The sequence below is a fragment of the Syntrophaceticus schinkii genome (genome assembly GCF_000946815.1).
Taxonomy (GTDB): domain Bacteria; phylum Bacillota; class DSM-12270; order Thermacetogeniales; family Thermacetogeniaceae; genus Syntrophaceticus; species Syntrophaceticus schinkii.
On the sequence record NZ_CDRZ01000074.1, the window covers coordinates 1 to 1,230 of the forward strand.

Here is a 1,230-nt window from a genome sequence, read left to right on the forward strand (position 1 = left end):
AAGATGCGTAATGCCTTGGAGTATATCAGGGACAGGAGCCTAGCACGTTATCTTTTTGATCACATGCTAGTATGAAGGCGACTATTCGATGATATAGAGTGCCCCATGGAAAATAAATAATCAAAAAATCGTTTCCTGAAGACAAAGATTTCAGGAGATATAAGTTTTTTACGCTTTCTCCAAGTACTATAAATGGAAATTCCGGAACAGTTAAAATGTAGACATGTTAAATAATGGGAGCGCGGGTTCTGGCTATACTTTTATCTATATCACCATTTTTTCTCAAAGGTGAGGTCGGTTCAAGGAGAGCCAAATAATCGAATTCCAGCCCTCCCCGTTGCTTTAGAAATTCTAATGCATGAACAACAACATCAATAGTTTTCGCTGCATCTGTAGCTAACTCTCCTGGCCGCATAAAAGGAACCTCAGCACCAAAACTTCTAGATACCTTAGCGATCTCTTCATCATCAGTGCTTACAATTACCTTGTCCAGATATTTGCTTGCCAGTCCCTGCTCAATGGCCCATGCTATCAACGGTTTTCCACAAAGAGGCTTGATGTTTTTTCCAGGAAGCCCTTTAGAGCCTCCACGTGCCGGAATAAGTCCCAATATCTTTTTCCCTTTGTACATGGCAATCCCTTCTTTAAAGATTTCTCATCACACACTGTTAATAAAATTCACAGCTCTTTTATACTCTTCCCATTCACCGATATCAAACCATGACGCACTTACAGGAAAAACCTGAACATTATGCCCCTTTTTCTTGGCTAAGGATAACAAATCAGGCATATCCATCGCTTTACCCTCTGGGATTAACTGCAGGATATCGGGTTCCAAAACATAAATTCCGGAATTCACAATAAAATGGTATTCGGGCTTTTCAACAATCTCCTTTAGGTCACCATCTTTTACTTGCAGTATTCCATACGGAATTTTAATATACCGAAAAATAGCCAGAATGGTTCAGAAACTCCGCAGGTGATCGCCTAAGTTCTTGCGGTGCAAGCAACGCAGTATAAAAGCAAAATTTTATTAATTCGCATTTTTTAAACCAAACAGGCAGGAAAAAACATAACTAATGACAAAAACCTCCTGGAAGCAACAACGATCAAATCATCATTTCCAGGAGGTGTTACCACCGATGTCGAAACGGTGGCTCAAAGATTTTCTTCGATACATCAACAAGGTATTCCTGCCTGAGGGCTGTACAAAATGGGCAAAAGATGAAA

The 1,230-nt window shown here is 40.0% G+C and carries 2 protein-coding genes; both read right to left on the reverse strand.

Annotated features, from left to right (window positions below):
* Positions 1-226: 226 nt before the first annotated feature.
* Positions 227-631, reverse strand: a complete 405-nt coding sequence (locus SSCH_RS04600; protein WP_052835319.1) for an acylneuraminate cytidylyltransferase family protein — start codon at positions 629-631, stop codon at positions 227-229.
* Positions 632-658: 27 nt separating this feature from the next.
* Positions 659-961 (reverse strand): sugar phosphate nucleotidyltransferase, encoded by a 303-nt coding sequence (locus tag SSCH_RS04605; RefSeq protein ID WP_084710935.1) that lies wholly within the window; start codon positions 959-961, stop codon positions 659-661.
* Positions 962-1,230 lie beyond the last annotated feature (269 nt).

Bases quoted from the DNA above. Each gene is read 5' to 3' on its own strand.
- SSCH_RS04600 (WP_052835319.1), bottom strand. From the start codon at position 631: ATGTACAAAGGGAAAAAGATATTGGGACTTATTCCGGCACGTGGAGGC.